Origin of the sequence: Pararhizobium sp. O133 (assembly GCF_051669845.1) — a bacterium.
Classification (GTDB): Bacteria; Pseudomonadota; Alphaproteobacteria; order Rhizobiales; family Rhizobiaceae; genus Pararhizobium.
Genome location: NZ_CP196426.1, coordinates 4,498,902 through 4,512,617, shown reverse-complemented (window position 1 = coordinate 4,512,617; position 13,716 = coordinate 4,498,902). Strand labels below are relative to the sequence as shown.

14 protein-coding genes are annotated in these 13,716 nt (G+C 60.7%); 13 read left to right on the top strand and 1 reads right to left on the bottom strand.

Annotated elements, in window-relative coordinates; all coding sequences use genetic code 11:
• Positions 1 to 10: 10 nt before the first annotated feature.
• Positions 11 to 493, bottom strand: coding sequence for a YcbK family protein (locus ACST81_RS21935; protein WP_438750560.1), 483 nt, complete (start codon positions 491 to 493; stop codon positions 11 to 13).
• Positions 494 to 908: 415 nt separating this feature from the next.
• Here ACST81_RS21935 and trpS point away from each other — a divergent pair, with 415 nt between their 5' ends.
• The 13 genes from trpS to metK all read left to right on the top strand — a co-directional run bounded on the left by trpS (position 909) and on the right by metK (position 13,680).
• Positions 909 to 1,976 carry a tryptophan--tRNA ligase gene (trpS, locus tag ACST81_RS21930; RefSeq protein ID WP_438750559.1) on the top strand — a complete coding sequence of 356 codons (1,068 nt, stop codon included), beginning with the start codon at positions 909 to 911 and terminating at the stop codon, positions 1,974 to 1,976.
• A gap of 53 nt (positions 1,977 to 2,029) precedes the next feature.
• A complete protein-coding gene (locus tag ACST81_RS21925; RefSeq protein ID WP_438750557.1) occupies positions 2,030 to 2,521 on the top strand; it encodes a universal stress protein in 492 nt (163 codons plus the stop codon).
• Positions 2,522 to 2,790: 269 nt separating this feature from the next.
• The gene (locus ACST81_RS21920) at positions 2,791 to 3,357 is read left to right on the top strand and encodes a NifU family protein (RefSeq protein WP_438750556.1); all 567 of its coding nucleotides are present in this window, start codon (positions 2,791 to 2,793) and stop codon (positions 3,355 to 3,357) included.
• Positions 3,358 to 3,406: 49 nt separating this feature from the next.
• On the top strand, positions 3,407 to 4,072 hold the full coding sequence (gene tsaB, locus ACST81_RS21915; RefSeq protein ID WP_438750555.1) for a tRNA (adenosine(37)-N6)-threonylcarbamoyltransferase complex dimerization subunit type 1 TsaB: 666 nt from the start codon (positions 3,407 to 3,409) through the stop codon (positions 4,070 to 4,072).
• A 1-nt stretch (position 4,073) separates the two neighbouring features.
• Positions 4,074 to 4,571 (top strand): GNAT family N-acetyltransferase, encoded by a 498-nt coding sequence (locus ACST81_RS21910; RefSeq protein ID WP_438750554.1) that lies wholly within the window; start codon positions 4,074 to 4,076, stop codon positions 4,569 to 4,571.
• 109 nt (positions 4,572 to 4,680) lie between these two features.
• Positions 4,681 to 5,469: a lysophospholipid acyltransferase family protein gene (locus ACST81_RS21905; protein ID WP_438750553.1), complete on the top strand. Its 789-nt coding sequence runs from the start codon at positions 4,681 to 4,683 to the stop codon at positions 5,467 to 5,469.
• A 49-nt stretch (positions 5,470 to 5,518) separates the two neighbouring features.
• Positions 5,519 to 6,934: a tRNA (N6-isopentenyl adenosine(37)-C2)-methylthiotransferase MiaB gene (gene miaB / locus ACST81_RS21900; protein WP_438750552.1), complete on the top strand. Its 1,416-nt coding sequence runs from the start codon at positions 5,519 to 5,521 to the stop codon at positions 6,932 to 6,934.
• A 29-nt stretch (positions 6,935 to 6,963) separates the two neighbouring features.
• The gene (locus tag ACST81_RS21895) at positions 6,964 to 8,019 is read left to right on the top strand and encodes a PhoH family protein (protein WP_438750551.1); all 1,056 of its coding nucleotides are present in this window, start codon (positions 6,964 to 6,966) and stop codon (positions 8,017 to 8,019) included.
• Positions 8,020 to 8,039: 20 nt separating this feature from the next.
• Positions 8,040 to 8,546 carry an rRNA maturation RNase YbeY gene (ybeY, locus tag ACST81_RS21890; protein WP_438750550.1) on the top strand — a complete coding sequence of 169 codons (507 nt, stop codon included), beginning with the start codon at positions 8,040 to 8,042 and terminating at the stop codon, positions 8,544 to 8,546.
• 12 nt (positions 8,547 to 8,558) lie between these two features.
• Positions 8,559 to 9,719 carry a transporter associated domain-containing protein gene (locus ACST81_RS21885; protein ID WP_438750549.1) on the top strand — a complete coding sequence of 387 codons (1,161 nt, stop codon included), beginning with the start codon at positions 8,559 to 8,561 and terminating at the stop codon, positions 9,717 to 9,719.
• Between the two features lie 262 nt (positions 9,720 to 9,981).
• Positions 9,982 to 11,577 (top strand): apolipoprotein N-acyltransferase, encoded by a 1,596-nt coding sequence (gene lnt, locus ACST81_RS21880; protein ID WP_438750547.1) that lies wholly within the window; start codon positions 9,982 to 9,984, stop codon positions 11,575 to 11,577.
• A gap of 154 nt (positions 11,578 to 11,731) precedes the next feature.
• Positions 11,732 to 12,154 carry a helix-turn-helix domain-containing protein gene (locus tag ACST81_RS21875; protein WP_438750545.1) on the top strand — a complete coding sequence of 141 codons (423 nt, stop codon included), beginning with the start codon at positions 11,732 to 11,734 and terminating at the stop codon, positions 12,152 to 12,154.
• A gap of 260 nt (positions 12,155 to 12,414) precedes the next feature.
• Entirely contained in the window at positions 12,415 to 13,680 is a 1,266-nt protein-coding gene (metK, locus tag ACST81_RS21870) for a methionine adenosyltransferase (protein ID WP_438750544.1), read from the top strand.
• Positions 13,681 to 13,716: the final 36 nt, after the last annotated feature.

Below are 13,716 nucleotides of genomic sequence, written 5' to 3'. Positions count from 1 at the left end.
ATTACAGGCTTCAGGCGCGCTTTCCCGAACGGCGCTTGGCGCTGAGGAAATGGCGTTTCGATTTGCCACAATGAGCCCATTGGCGCCTGGGGCCGGTATCGACGTGAACAATGCCGTTGCAATAGCGGCCGATGCCGCCGATGCCCGGGGCCGTTCTCGCCGCAGCAAGGATTTTGCTTTCCGAAACGCCGGGCACACGGATATCCGCAGCCTGGCAAAACCGGTGCAGCGAACGCGCACGATGGGCGCGCGGGCGATGGCCCGAGGTGACCAGCGGACGGTGCCCGGTTTTCATGGCGATATGCGCCAGAATACCCTCAAGGCGAGGCGAAAAGCAGCCTGTTCTGACGGATACGGTCTGGACGGCATAAGCCATCGTTCTGCTGTGCACGGGAAGCTTCACTTTACGCGGTCGGTCATTTCTGGCTTCGGCAGCAGTGAAATTGAAAACGGTTATCAGGCAGGCGAGAGCAAGCAATAACAGATTACGCATGACAATCCCCTCGGCATGCGCCCTTTCAGCGTCCGTTTTGGAGCGAGGCCCATGCAAATGTCGGTTCGCCGCGCCATTGTGTGCGCAGTACAGCTCAATGAGCTCGGCTAAAGAACCTGGTTGCGGTAACGACTGGCAAATTCATCCGAAATGAAGCGAATTTATGGAATTTTCTTCTTAGTGCGAAAGTCAATACCTTGTTGCCCCGCTATCTCTGGGAGCTGAGGAATTATATTAGAGGAAAAATTTCCAATTTCAATCTGCGGATTCAAAGCCTTGGCAACCGGTTCGGCCAACATGGGTGGAATTTGCCGTCCCCCCAGGACGCATGCCTCTTGATCGCCGCAACGCCTGTGTGCATAAGCCCCGAAACATCAATCAAACTGGGCCCTCCACAAGCCCGATCGAGGACAGCATGTCAGACTTCAAGCCGCTCGTTTTCTCCGGTGTCCAGCCGACGGGAAATCTGCATCTCGGTAATTATCTTGGCGCAATCCGTAAATTCGTGGCGCTGCAGGAAAACAACGACTGCATCTATTGCGTCGTCGATCTGCATGCGATCACCGCGCAACTGGTGCATGAGGATATGCCTGGCCAGATCCGCTCGATCGCCGCCGCCTTCATCGCCTCGGGCATCGATCCGAAGAAGCACATCGTCTTCAACCAGTCGGCCGTGCCGCAGCATGCCGAACTGGCCTGGATCTTCAATTGCGTCGCCCGCATCGGCTGGATGGAACGCATGACCCAGTTCAAGGACAAGTCCAGCGGCAAGAATGCCGAGCAGATGTCGCTTGGCCTGCTCGCCTATCCGAGCCTGATGGCGGCCGACATCCTCGTTTACCGCGCAACGCATGTTCCGGTCGGTGACGACCAGAAGCAGCATCTGGAACTGGCCCGCGATATCGCCCAGAAGTTCAACATTGATTTTGGCGATCATATCCGCAAGACCGACTACGGCGTCGACATCAAGGTCGGTGAAGAGCCGGTGCATGCCTTTTTCCCGATGGTCGAGCCGTTGATCGGCGGCGCTGCCCCGCGCGTCATGTCGTTGCGCGACGGCACTAAGAAGATGTCGAAGTCGGATGCATCCGATCTTTCGCGCATCAACCTGATGGACGATGCCGAGACGATCGCCAAGAAGGTCCGCAAGGCCAAGACCGATCCGGACGCGCTGCCGAGCGAAGTGGACGGCCTGAAGGGCCGGCCGGAAGCCGACAATCTCGTCGGCATCTACGCTGCCCTGTCGGACAAGACCAAGCAGGATGTGCTTTCGGAGTTCGGCGGTCAGCAGTTCTCGGTCTTCAAGCCGGCGCTGGTCGATCTGTCGGTGAATGTTCTCGCGCCGATTTCCGGTGAAATGCGTCGCCTGATGGACGACACGACGCATATCGACGCCATCCTGCGCGACGGCGGCGAGCGCGCCCGGGCGCGGGCGGAAGTGACGATGAAACAGGTCCGCGAGATCGTCGGCTTTCTGCAATAAATTGCCGCAAAAGAGTCCTTGCAGCCAAAAATATCGGGTGTAAGAGTCCCGCCATGGTTTCAACACGACTCTCGAGAATGGAAGGTCACCGCCGTAAATTCATGGCGGTGATCGACGATACCCCGGAATGTGGCCGCGCCGTGCACTATGCCGGAATGCGGGCCAGGAATTCCAGCGGCGGCCTTGTCCTGCTTTATGTCATCGCGGATGCCGACTTCCAGCAATGGCTGGGCGTCGAGGGCATCATGCGCGCGGAAGCCCGCGCCGAAGCCGAGGCCACGCTCGCCAAGATCGCCCAGACAGTTCGCGAAACCATCGGTATCGAGCCGGAAATGGTGATCCGGGAAGGCAGCGCCACCGAGCAGATCTACGGCCTGATCGAGGAAGACCGGGATATTGCCATTCTAGTACTCGCAGCCGGTTCGGCCAAGGACGGGCCGGGGCCGCTGGTATCCTCGATCGCCGGCAAGACCGCCGCGTTCCCCATCCCGGTCACGGTTATTCCGGATTTGCTGACGGATGAGGAAATCGACGCGCTGAGCTGAGTGGATTGGATTGGGTGTGCCTTTCGGCCCCTCATCCGCCCTGTCGGGCACCTTCTCCCCGCAGGCGGGGAGAAGGGACATGCAGCAAACTCCGTCATCCCCTCGCCCCGCCTGCGGGGAGAGGGCTAGGGTGAGGGGCAAAGCGGCGGGTTCAATTCTTCAAGATGTGACCTGCCATGTCTTGAAGCGCCCATCCAAACGGCTTATATTCTTTTGAATAATTCTAAACAGGCTGGTTGAGCGCATTCCCGGCCGATGCGGAGAAAGACATGTTCATCCAGACCGAAGCCACGCCGAATCCCGCTACGCTGAAATTCCTGCCCGGCAAGGTAGTGATGGAGAACGGCACGGCGGAATTCCGGGACGAGGAAGAGGCTGCTGCCGGCTCCGCTCTCGCGTCGCGCCTGTTTGCCATCCCCGGCGTGACCGGTGTCTATTTCGGTTATGACTTCATCACCGTGACCAAGGAAGCGCAGGAATGGCAGCACCTGAAGCCGGCCATTCTCGGCTCGATCATGGAGCATTTCATGTCCGGCCAGCCGGTCATGGCGGTGCAGACCCGTGCCGAGGAAAGCGATCAGGACGGCGAATTCTATGAAGCCGGTGACGAGACCATCGTCGCCACCATCAAGGAACTGCTCGAAAGCCGCGTTCGTCCGGCGGTCGCGCAGGATGGCGGTGATATCACCTTCAAGGGCTTCCGCGACGGTACGGTGTTCCTCAACATGAAGGGTGCATGCTCCGGCTGCCCGTCCTCCACGGCGACGCTGAAGCATGGCGTGCAGAACCTGCTGCACCATTTCGTTCCCGAAGTGCAGGCAGTCGAGGCCGTCTGAGCGAGCGTCCGATCGTGCTTCGGCAATTCCTTATCCAGATTGAAAATCCATGATCGTCCTGGCCATCGATACGGCCGGGACGGGTTGTTTCGCGGCTGTTTATGACAGCGGTGACGATCGTGTGCTGGCATCGGCGGGCGCCGATATCGGCCGTGGCCATGCCGAGCGGTTGATGGCCTTCATCGATCAGGCGCTGGCGGAGAGCGGGCATTCACTCGCCGATATCAACCGGATCACCGTCACCGTCGGTCCGGGCTCCTTTACCGGCATCCGCGTCGGCGTGGCCGCCGCCCGTGGTTTCGCCTTAGCGCTCGGCGTGCCTGCTGTCGGCGTTTCCGTGCTGGCAGCCCTTGCTGCTTCCCCCCGTCGGCTACATCTCGGACAAGCGGTGTTGGCCGCCATGGACGCCAAGCGGGACGAACTCTATTGCCAGATTTTTGAAGCCGACGGTACGCCGCGCACCGAAGCGCAGGTCGTCGAGCTGGCGGATGCCCAAGAGATGTTTGCCGGCTTTGAAGGAATCATCTGTGGTTCCGCGACACGGCACCTGATCGCCGAGCCGGCACCGGGCGTTTCGCAAGCCGATGCATGCGACATCGGTATCGTCGCCCGCCTTGGAGCAATGGCCGATCCCGCGCTGGGCAAGCCGAGCCCGCTTTACCTGCGCGGACCGGACGTCAAGTCCCAAGCCGGTTTCGCGGTGGCGCGGGCGTAAGATGGCGCTGACCGATTATTTCGCTCGCAAGCCGGAATTCGACATCTTCCCTCTCGAAGCCGCCGACCTGCCGCAGGCCGCCGCTGTTCATAAGCTACGCTTCACGCCCCCGTGGAGCGACGGCGAACTGCATGCCCTCCTGGTCCAGGATACGGTCTTCGGCTTCATCGCCCGCCAGAGCAATGCGCTGGCGCGTCCGATTACCGCAGGCTTCGTCCTGGCGCGCGTCGCCGCCGGCGAAGCGGAAATCCTGACGATCGGCGTTGATCCGAAATTTGTCCGTCTTGGTCTCGGTTGGCGGCTGATGCGGGCGGCGATCCGCGAGGCGCGGGATCAGGCCGCCGAAGCGGTGTTCCTGGAGGTCGACGAAACCAATATCGCCGCCGTCGCGCTTTACCGGAAGCTGCACTTTGCCAAGGTGGGCGAAAGACGCGCGTATTATCAGAGTGTTAACGGCGCAAAAACCGCCGCCCTTGTCATGCGGCTCGATCTTGGTTAGGCCGTAGCGCTGAACGAGGAAAGCCTTTGAGCCGCCAATCCAACCAGATCAGAATGGATCGGAAGAAGCAGACCAAGCGTGGGTTTTCGTGCCTGCGAGGATTGACCGCGTGATCAACTGGCTGCGCGTCACGGTCTGCATGATCGCCCTGATCACGGCTACGCTCGTTCTGGCGCCGATCCAGATCGTCCTGCTCTGGCTGGACGTGTCGCCCCGGCGTCGGCTGCCCCGGCTCTGGCATCGCATCGCCTGCCGCCTGGTCGGCATCCGGGTCCACGTTCACGGCAAGCCTGATTCCCAGCGACCGCTGATGCTCGTGTCCAATCATGCCAGCTGGAAGGATATTCTCGTCCTCGGTTCGATCGCCGATGTGGCCTTCGTCGCCAAGTCCGACGTCAAGGCATGGCCGGTTTTCGGTCTTTTGGCCCGGTTGCAGAAGACGATCTTCATTGACCGCGAGCAAAAGCGCACGACCGGCAATCAGGTCAACGAGATCGGCAAGAGACTGGCTGACGGCGAGATCGTCGTCCTGTTTCCCGAAGGCACGACATCGGACGGCAATCGCCTGCTGGAAATCAAGACCTCGCTGTTCGGCGCCGCCGCCGCGGCCGTACCCCTGTCGCCGACCGGCGCCGTCCACGTTCAGCCCGTCGCCATTGCCTATACCGGCATCCACGGCATGCCGATGGGACGCTATCACCGGCCGATCGCCGCCTGGCCCGGCGACATTCCGCTGGCGCCGCATCTGCTTGGCATTCTTTATGAGGGCGCGGTCGATGTCGATGTGATCTTCGGCGAGCAGATCACCTATATGGCGGACAGCAACCGCAAGGTCGTCAGTCGCCAGGTCGAGAAGAGCATCCGCTCCATGCTGTCGCTGAAGCTGCGCGGGCGCTGAAGCCTTGGGGGGCTTCAATTTCGCCCCTCGATGCTCTATGGAACGCCGCATGACCCAGGAAACATCCGTTTTGTCCGCAAAGCCAGATTTGGCTCCCGACGTCGCGCCCGTCCGCAAGGTTTTCGTGAAGACCTATGGCTGTCAGATGAACGTCTATGATTCCGACCGGATGACGGACGCGCTGTCGAAGGACGGCTATGTCTCGACCGACGTCATGGAAGATGCCGATCTTGTCCTCCTGAACACCTGCCATATACGCGAGAAGGCGGCGGAAAAGGTCTATTCGGCGCTTGGCCGCTTGCGTGACCTGAAGAAGAAAAAAGCCGGCAAAGGCCGCGAGATGATGATCGGTGTCGCCGGTTGTGTCGCCCAGGCTGAAGGCGACGAAATCCTGCGCCGCGCGCCTGCGGTCGATCTTGTCATCGGCCCGCAGACCTATCACCGGCTTCCGGAAGCCCTGAAGCGTGTCAAACGCGGCGAGCGGGTGCTGGAAACCGATTACGCCATCGAGGACAAGTTCGAGAACCTGCCGGCGCCGGACAAGGCAAAGACCAGAGCGCGGGGCGTCACGGCCTTTCTGACCGTTCAGGAAGGTTGCGACAAGTTCTGTACCTTCTGCGTGGTGCCCTATACGCGCGGTTCCGAAGTCTCCCGCCCCGTCGCCCAGATCGTCGCCGAGGCGCAGAAGCTGGTCGATGGCGGCGTGCGCGAAATCACGCTGCTCGGCCAGAACGTCAATGCCTGGCACGGCGCAGGTCCGGATGACGCCAGCCCGGACGGCGCGAAATGGGGTCTCGGCGAACTGCTTCACCGACTGAGCGAAATCGATGGGCTCGCCCGTCTGCGCTACACGACCAGCCATCCGCGCGACATGGATGACAGCCTGATCGAGGCGCATCGCGACCTGCCGCAACTGATGCCCTACCTGCATCTACCGATCCAGTCTGGTTCCAATCGCATCCTGAAAGCGATGAACCGGCGCCATACGACGGCCGAATACATCGCGCTGATCGCCCGTATCAAGGCTGCCCGCCCGGACCTGGCGCTGTCGGGCGATTTCATCGTCGGCTTCCCCGGCGAGACCGATGAGGACTTCGAGGACACGCTGCGTCTCGTCGAGACGGTCGGTTATGCACAGGCATTTTCCTTCAAATATTCCACCAGGCCGGGAACGCCCGGCGCCGATCTCGACGATCAGGTGCCGGAGGCCGTGAAGGCGAAGCGCTTGGAAAGATTGCAGGCTTTGCTTTTGAAGCAGCAGAATGACTTTGCGCAAGCGTGCATCGGCAAGACGATCGACCTGCTTCTGGAGAAACCCGGCCGCATGCCGGGGCAGCTGATCGGCCGCTCTCCCTGGCTGCAATCAGTGAATGTTGATGCAATGTCATCGCAAATCGGTGACATTATAAGTGTACGAATCACTGGTGCGGGCCCTAACAGTCTGTTTGCCGAGGTGGTAAGCTAAGGGACCGCCAGCTCAAGGAGCCTTACCGCTTGAACGGACACGAATTGGTTTCATCTTCGCCGCGCCAGTCGAAAACATCCGCGACAGACGTCAATCACTTCGTGCTTACTTTCGAGAACAACCGGTTCGCCAGCGAGCTTTTCGGCCAGTTCGACCAGAACCTCAAACTGATCGAACAGCGGCTTCACATCGATGCTCGTCCGCGCGGCAATTCCGTTGCCATTTCCGGCGAAATCGTTGCGACGAACCAGGCCCGCCGGGCGCTGGACTATCTTTATGGCCGCCTGCAAAGCGGCGGCAGCGTCGAGCCTTCCGATGTCGAAGGCGCTATCCGCATGGCCATGGCCGCGGATGACCAATTGCAACTGCCGACCATGGAAAAGAAGGCCAAGTTGAACCTCGCCCAGATTTCCACCCGCAAGAAGACCATCGCCGCGCGCACGCCGACGCAGGATGCCTATATGCGGGCGCTCGAACGGTCCGAACTCGTCTTCGGCGTCGGTCCGGCCGGTACCGGCAAGACCTATCTGGCGGTCGCGCATGCGGCCCAGTTGCTCGAGCGCGGCGCGGTCGATCGTATCGTGCTGTCACGGCCGGCCGTCGAAGCCGGCGAACGCCTCGGCTTCCTGCCCGGCGACATGAAGGACAAGGTCGATCCCTATCTGCGGCCGCTATACGATGCCCTCTACGACATGATGCCCGGCGACAAGGTGGAGCGGGCGATCACCGCCGGCGTGATCGAAATCGCGCCGCTCGCCTTCATGCGCGGGCGGACGCTCGCCAATGCCGCCGTGATTCTTGACGAAGCCCAGAACACCACGGCGATGCAGATGAAGATGTTCCTGACGCGCCTCGGCGAAAACGGCCGCATGATCGTCACCGGCGACCCGAGCCAGGTCGATCTGCCGCGCGGCGTCAAGTCGGGCCTTGTGGAAGCTCTTCAGATATTGAAAGGCGTCGAGGGCGTTTCGGTGATCCGCTTCAAGGATGCCGATGTCGTTCGTCATCCGATGGTGGCCCGCATCGTTCGCGCCTATGAGGCGACGACCGCCGTTCACGATGAAAGCGAGCAGGGCGACCGCTGAGGCGGCCGCAAGCCCATCCCATGATCATGCTTGATATTCAGATCAGTATCGAGGAAGGCCCCTGGCCTTCCGAGGCGGACCTCCAGGCCTTGAGCGAACGCGTGCTTACGGCCGCCGCCGATTTCCTGAAGCGCGAGGAAAAGCAGCCGTTTCCGAAAGTGCCGCCGGAAGTCTCGCTGGTCTTCACCGACGATGCGTCGATCCGGTCGATCAACGCCGAGTGGCGCTCGCAGGACAAGCCGACCAATGTCCTGTCCTTTCCGGCCTTTCCGCTGATGCCGGGCAAGAAGCCGGGGCCGATGCTCGGCGACATTATTCTCGCCCACGAGACCCTGGTGCGCGAGGCCGACGACCTCGGCAAGCCGTTCAACGAGCATCTCACCCATTTGCTCGTGCATGGATTTCTGCATCTTTTCGGGTATGATCACCTGGAAGACGACGAAGCGGAAAGAATGGAGAGCCTCGAGACTCGTATTTTAGCCGGTCTTGGTTTATCTGATCCCTATGGGGACAGCGATCCCGTTTGATAGTTTGGAACAATGAGCGATTTTAGAGCACAGCCGACCGCGGCTGTTAGAGATGAGGCGGAAGCCTCCAGTCAGGACGAGGGCGGCAGTAGTAGCGCCGGCCAGAAACCTGAAAACGGCAAATCGGGCTCCTCCTTCTGGAGTCGGGCAGCGCGGATATGGCGCGCCAGCAGCGGCTCAAGCCTGCGCGAAGATCTTGCAGATGCGCTGATGACCAGTGGCGCCGAGGCCGATACGGCCTTTTCGCCGGCCGAGCGCGCCATGCTCAACAATATCCTCCGCTTTCGCGAAGTCCGCGTCGAGGACGTGATGGTGCCGCGCGCCGATATCGAAGCGGTGGATCTGAGCATCACGATCGCCGAATTGATGGTGATTTTCGAGGAGTCGGGCCGCTCGCGCATGCCGGTCTACAGCGAAAGCCTCGATGATCCGCGCGGCATGGTGCATATCCGCGACCTGTTATCCTATGTCACCAAGCAGGCGCGCAATAAGCGCCGCGCCGGCAGTCGCACGCCTGCCGTGGTCGCAACGGCGGGTGAGAGACCTGAAAAGTCGCCCCGTCAGCCGAAGGCCGTCTTTGATCTTGCCCGCATCGATCTCAGCAAGACCGTGGAAGAGGCCGGCATCATCCGGCAGGTCCTGTTCGTGCCGCCGTCCATGCATGCCTCCGACCTGATGCAGCGCATGCAGGCTGCCCGTATCCAGATGGCGCTGGTCATCGACGAATATGGCGGAACCGACGGGCTGGCTTCGCTGGAGGACATCGTCGAGATGGTCGTCGGCGATATCGAGGATGAGCATGACGACGAAGAAGTGATGTTCGCCAAGACGTCGGACGACGTCTTCGTTGCGGATGCGCGCGTGGAACTGGAAGAGATCGCCGCCGCGATCGGCCCGGATTTCGATGTCCGTGAACAGCTTGAGGATGTCGATACGCTCGGTGGCTTGGTCTTCGCATCGCTTGGCCGGATACCGGCCCGGGGCGAGGTCGTGCAGGCCCTGCCGGGCTTCGAATTCCAGGTTCTCGATGCCGATCCGCGCCGCGTGAAGCGCGTCCGCATCGTGCGCAAACGTCCGCCGGCCCGCCGTCGCATGGTCAAGGGTGAAGAGGATTTGCCGGTCGAGACCGCGCAAGCCGACGCGCCTGAGAAAACCATGCGCGAAGCTGGATGACCGTCAGCCGCGAGATCCCATAAGTCGTTTCAAGGCGGGACAAGCAGCCGCTTTTTTGGAAGACTGCCCACGCGTTGATTCGGACGGGCGATCTCTGCGCTTTGCTGCTTGCCCCGACCTTAGGCCGGTGGCGGCCCGCGCTACTGTGTAATGCCTTAAAATCGAAATCGATTTAAGGATAAATTATGCAGCATCTTTAAAGTGTTACAGCGACCTTTGCGCTTCATACTTGACGCGCGGCGCTGTAGAACGGGAGAACTGAATGGAGTGGCTTGCGGGCAGGATCATGCTGTTGTCGGGAGCCCGCCGGGCACTTGTCGCCTTCGTCGCCGGATTGATCGCCGTTCTGGCTTTGCCGCCCTTCGGCATCTTCGCGGCTCCCTTCCTGTCCTTTCCCATCCTCGTCTGGCTGATCGACGGCGCGTCGGGTGATCCCGATCACGGCGCGATCCGGCGCGGCTTTCCGGCCTTCGCCATCGGCTGGTTCTTTGGCTTCGGTTATTTTCTCGGCGGTCTCTGGTGGCTCGGCAATGCGCTGCTGGTCGAGGCGGATGAGTTCGCCTGGGCCTTGCCGCTCGCCGTCATCGGCTTGCCCGCCTTCCTCGCCGTCTTCCACGCTTTCGCGGTGCTGCTGGCACGCCTGCTCTGGTCGAACGGCCTGGGGCGGATCGCCGCCCTTGCCTTTGCATTCGGTCTGTTCGAATGGCTGCGCGGCTTCGTCCTCACCGGCTTTCCCTGGAACGCCATCGGCTATGCCGCCATGCCCATGCCGCTGATGATGCAGTCGGCATCGGTGATCGGTCTTGCCGGCGTCACCATGCTTGCCGTCTTCGTGTTCGCCGCCCCGGCGCTGATCGGAACGCGCAAGGGCATGGGTTTGGGGCTGGGCCTCGCCACGCTCCTGATCGGCGCCCATTTCGGCTATGGTTTCTATCGTCTGCACCAACCCTCGCCGCCGCCGGCCGATCCGGCCGTCACCATCCGGCTCGTGCAGCCGATGATCGACCAGTCGAAGAAACTGGACGACAAGGAGCGGTCCTCCGTGTTCGAGGAGCATCTGAAGCTGACGCAGGACGCGCCGCTCGATGGCGCCAAGCGCCCGGATATCGTCGTCTGGCCGGAAACCTCTGTGCCGTTCATCATCACCGAAAATCCGGATGCATTGCTGAGGATCGCCGACGTTCTGCAGGACGGGCAGGTGCTGATCGCCGGCGCCGTGCGGGCCGAGGATGCGGGCGCCGGCCTGCCGCCGCGCTACTACAATTCCATCTATGTCATCGATGACCAAGGCCAGATCATCAGCGCGTCCGACAAGGTGCATCTCGTTCCCTTCGGTGAATATATGCCGATGGAAAGCCTGCTCTATTCGGCCGGCCTGAATGCGATCGCCGCGTCCATGCCCGGCGGATTTTCAGCGGCCGCGACGCGTTCGCTCCTGACCCTGCCGGGTGGGGCAGCACTTTATCCGCTGATCTGCTATGAGGCGATCTTCCCGGACGAGATCAGTGATGACGTTCTGCGCACCAGCGCGCTGCTCAACCTGACCAACGATGCCTGGTTTGGAAATACCCCTGGCCCTTATCAGCATTTCCAGCAGGCGCGGCTGCGTGCCGTCGAAAACGGAATGCCGCTCATCCGCGCCGCCAATACCGGAATTTCGGCGGTCGTTGATGCGCGCGGCGAAATCGTCACCGGTTTTCCGTTTGGAACCCGCGGCTTTGTTGACACAATTTTGCCGGGAAAGCTTGCTCTGCCTATGAGCCCGGAGGAGCAGAAGCGGAACGGCATGGTCATCGCCGCTTTCCTGCTGGCGCTCGCGATTATTTCCCGCGTTAGTTTTATTTTGCGAGAGAATTGACCAAAAACCCCTAAAATTGCATAGTGGTCTTCACCATAGATCTTCACCTATGTTCAGAGGGTTTCCGCCCGGCTACACAACGTGGCGTGTAGTCTGCTCTCGGCAAGTGTCCAGGTTATGGAGAAACTGAAACTTTGCTTATTAGGAAACCATCATGATAGAAAACAAGAAAAAGCCAAATCCGATCGACATCCACGTCGGTAGCCGGATTCGTCTTCGCCGTACCATGCTGGGAATGAGCCAGGAAAAGCTCGGCGAGAGCCTCGGGATCACGTTCCAGCAGATCCAGAAATACGAGAAGGGCACGAACCGGGTCGGCGCCAGCCGTCTCCAGAATATTTCAAGCATTCTGAATGTTCCCGTCTCGTTTTTCTTCGAGGACGCACCGGGCGATTCTGGATTGTCAGGCCCGTCAGGCATGGCGGAAGCGTCCAGCTCCAACTATGTGGTTGATTTCCTGTCCTCCTCCGAAGGCCTCCAGCTCAACCGCGCATTCGTCAAGATCGGCGATCCCAAGGTGCGCCGCAAACTGGTCGATCTCGTCAAGGCGCTCGCTGCCGAGGCGGAAGCCGAATAAGGCTGGCGCAAGCCGAAACTGAAAAAGAGCGGCCGGACAGTGCCGCTTTTTTTGTGCCCGGATGTGACGCTTCGGTGAATGCGTTGCTGCGTCGAAGCGGCGGCTGTTTGTCGCGAAGTGCGGCATACTGCATCAAAAAGCAGGAAAAACGTTCCTCTGGCGCGGATATAAAGATATATTTATGTCCTTGTGTGCTTGTTTTTTGATGGCAAAATCACTAACACGTTCCAAGCAGTTTTTTCTTTGAGGGGACTTCCCGCATGCGCACAAACTACCTGTTTACGAGTGAATCCGTAGCAGAAGGCCATCCCGACAAGGTCTGTGACCGGATTTCGGATGAAATCGTCGATCTTGTGTATCGTGAAGCTGCGAAAACGGGTGTCGATCCCTGGGGTGTTCGAATCGCCTGCGAAACGCTGGCGACCACCAACCGGGTCGTGATCGCCGGTGAGGTTCGCGTTCCCGATACGCTCCTGAAGAAGGACAAGGACGGCAACGTCGTCAAGGACGCAGCCGGCCACCCGGTCATCAATCCCGCCAAGTTCAAGTCTGCCGCCCGCAAGGCGATCCGCGAAATCGGCTACGAGCAAGCCGGCTTCCATTGGAAGACCGCGAAGATCGATGTACTCCTGCATCCGCAGTCCGCCGACATCGCGCAGGGCGTCGATAACGCTGCCGACAAGCAGGGTGACGAAGGCGCTGGCGACCAGGGCATCATGTTCGGTTACGCCTGCCGCGAAACCGCCGACCTCATGCCGGCCCCGATCTATTACTCGCACCGCATTCTTGCTTTGCTGGCAACCGCCCGCAAGACGGGAGAGGGCGATGCCGGACGGCTTGGTCCCGATGCCAAGAGCCAGGTGACCGTGCGTTACGTCGACGGCAAGCCGGCGGAAGTCACCTCCATCGTGCTATCGACGCAGCATCTGGACGAAAGCTGGGATTCCGCCAAGGTTCGCGCGGTGGTTGAGCCTTACATCCGCGAAGCGCTGCACGACATCGAAATCGCCGATGACTGCAACTGGTACATCAACCCGACCGGCAAGTTCGTCATTGGCGGTCCGGATGGTGACGCGGGCCTCACCGGCCGCAAGATCATCGTCGATACCTATGGCGGGGCTGCCCCGCATGGCGGTGGTGCGTTCTCCGGCAAGGACACGACCAAGGTCGATCGTTCCGCGGCCTATGCAGCCCGCTACCTCGCCAAGAACGTCGTTGCCGCCGGCCTGTCGGATCGCTGCACGATCCAGATTTCGTATGCGATCGGCGTTGCCCAGCCGCTGTCGATCTATGTCGACCTGCACGGCACCGGCAAGGTTACCGAGGACCAGGTCGAAGACGCGATCCGCAAAGCGATGGACCTGTCGCCGTCGGGTATTCGCCGTCACCTCGACCTCAACAAGCCGATCTATGCCAAGACCTCCGCTTACGGCCATTTCGGCCGCAAGGCTGGCCGTGACGGTTCGTTTTCCTGGGAGAAGCTCGACCTCGTCAAGCCGCTCAAGGAAGCGCTGAAGGCCGCCTGAGCATCTGGACGACCAGACCTCTGGACGGACAGTCCG